The 2,540-nt window shown below is 67.8% G+C and carries 2 protein-coding genes; one reads left to right on the forward strand and one right to left on the reverse strand.

Annotated features, from left to right (window positions below; genetic code table 11):
* Positions 1-1,151, reverse strand: a 1,151-nt coding sequence (locus AB0G02_RS35020) for an acyltransferase (protein ID WP_360803161.1), incomplete at its 3' end; no start/stop codon positions are given.
* Positions 1,152-1,635: 484 nt separating this feature from the next.
* Here AB0G02_RS35020 and AB0G02_RS35025 point away from each other — a divergent pair.
* Positions 1,636-2,439 (forward strand): MBL fold metallo-hydrolase, encoded by an 804-nt coding sequence (locus AB0G02_RS35025; RefSeq protein WP_360803164.1) that lies wholly within the window; start codon positions 1,636-1,638, stop codon positions 2,437-2,439.
* Positions 2,440-2,540 lie beyond the last annotated feature (101 nt).

The raw sequence follows: 2,540 nt of genomic DNA on the forward strand, positions 1-2,540 counted from the left end.
CGGGTGACCGGAGGCACGGCAGCGGGACGTCGCCGCGCCCACCGCCGCATGACCGGCCGCTCCACGAACGTGAACAGGGCCCACCCCGTCACCAGCGTCGCCGCGAACAGCAGCAGCGTGACGCCGACGCCGGTCGGCGCGTCGAACGGCCCGACCGGCAGGAGCGTCCGGCCGTAGCAGAGGATCACGCCCTGGCACAGGTAGAAGCCGAACGAGACCTGGCCGAACCAGGTGGCGCGGCGACCACGCAGACCGGTCGGCCGCCCGTCCAGGTCGGCGGTCGCCCAGGCGAGGATCACCAACGACACCGGGACGATCGTCGCCGCCACGAAGCCGAACACGAACGGCAGCACGAGCGCCGCGGCGTAGCCCACCGCCACCGACAGCGCCGCGGGCAGCAGGCCGATCCTGGGCACGCGGCCCGCGACCACCAGCCTGGCCAGCACAATCCCCAGGACGCACTCGAACAGCCTCGGCGCCGGGAAGACGTACCCGAACCACATCTGGGTGGCCGAGATCGGCGCGATGGGCGACTTCGGGGTGTCCGGGACCAGGGTCAGGTTGACCAGCTGCACGGCCACCACGCACGCCACCAGGACCGCCGCCCAGAACCACAGCCGCTGGTCCGCGATGCGCCGGACCCCCTTCAAGATCAGTGGGAACAGCAGGTAGAACAGCATTTCCGTGCAGAGCGTCCACGAGGCCGGGTTGACGTTGGCGTAAACCGACGGATCCGGCGAGAACGAGTGCACCAGGAACAGGTTGACCATCCACCCCGACGCCGGCGTGGCAGCCGCGGCGAACAGGATCATCGCCGCCGCGAACATCACCAGGTGGTTCGGGAAGATCTTCAGCACCCGGCGCCGCCAGAAGGCGCGCATCGTCTCCCCGTCGACCGCGGACCACGTCAGCACGAACCCGCTCAGCACGAAGAAGAACGACACCCCGAGGTATCCGGCCTTGCTGAAGAACCACTCCAAGCCTTGCGCCAAGCCCTCATCCGCGAACGGGTTGATCGGTCCGTGCGGGGGTACCGGCGAGTTGAACAGGGTGACGTGGAAGCAGAACACGAAGAATGCGACCACGAACCGCAGGCCCGTCAACGACGGCAGTGACCTGCGGGGTAACTCGGATAAGTCCGAAGTGGACATCACGACCTCGAATTTCTCGCTGTGTTCACAACATGATCTTGGCGTCCTCAAGACACGGGTCGGCTCTGCACTGGGTAGTGCATCGGTGGCTGTCCGTAGTACTGCGGCCTGCGCCCCTTGTAATGGTAGGAGTCGTTCTCGCCAAACGCGGTGTTACGAAGAAATTCGCGGTGGAGATCAGCAGTGCCCCGCAGGATCCCCGGCAATTCCACTCGGTGACCGATCGGTGACCTGTTGCGACCGGGAGGGATCTTGGCGTGCAATTCGGTTCCGGGTCCCGGCGCTTCGAGCGAAATGCCGACGATTTCTCCAGCAATCCTCCAGTCGATTTCCGCACAACGTGAGCGGTCGTCGGTCGGTGCCGACGGTCGACGGGGCCGGTTGGTCCGATCGGGTCTATTTTCGTCGATCCTGCGCCATTCGGAGCAGTGGCCGTGCATGGCTGGCCGCGCGAATGGGAATTACAGAACCACAATCGTTTCGAATGGAGGTTCCCATGTCGGTGGACATGCGCCTGACCACGCTCGGGCACTGGTCCAACTCCAGCGCAGGACCCACGACGTCGTTCCACGTGGCGGCGGACGACGCGCAGATCCTGCTCGACGTCGGTCTCGACCCGATCGGTCGACTCCAGGCGGCGGGGCTGCAACCGACCGACGTCACGCACGTGTACGTGTCGCACCTGCACTCCGACCACGTGGGCGGGTTCGCCAACTTCGTGTTCACCCGCACGTTGCTCAACCGGGAGGGCGACGTCCCGCTGCTCAAGCTGACGGTGCTGGGCCACCCGCAGGTCCTGGTGGGGCTCAAGGCGCTGCTGGACCTGCAGTACCCCGAGCGCACCTTCGACCTGGCCTGGGTCGAGTGCGGTGAGGAACCCGTGTCGCTGGGCGGGCAGCTGAAGGCCCGCCTGGTGCCGACCGACCACCCGGTGCCCTGCTACGGCGTCGTGCTCGAGACCGGTCGGGCGAAGATCGGGTTCACCGGGGACACCGGCCCGCTGGCGTCGCACCAGCAGGACTACGCCGGCTGCGACGTGCTGATCGGTGAGGCGTTCGGCCTGGCCGGTGACGTCGGCGACAGCATCCACCGGCGCGGGCACAGCACGGCCGAGGACTTGGGCGAGCTGGTGAACGCGGCACGCCCGCGCTTCGTGGTGCCCTTCCACTTCGGGCAGGAGTACGCGGACACGAGCAAGCGCGCCAAGCTGCTCAGCGCGTGCGGCGCACCGGACGTGCAGGTCGTCGACCCGGTCGACTCGGAGCAGATCACCATCGCCCAGTCCTGATCGCGACCGTCGCGCTCGTCGCCGTCCGACGGCAGAACGGGGGAACAGCCGCGGCTCCCGCGCGAACACCCGACCACCGGGTCCGGGGCCCCCCCCCCCGG

Origin of the sequence: Actinosynnema sp. NPDC023658, from assembly GCF_040639995.1 — a bacterium.
Classification (GTDB): Bacteria; Actinomycetota; Actinomycetes; order Mycobacteriales; family Pseudonocardiaceae; genus Actinosynnema.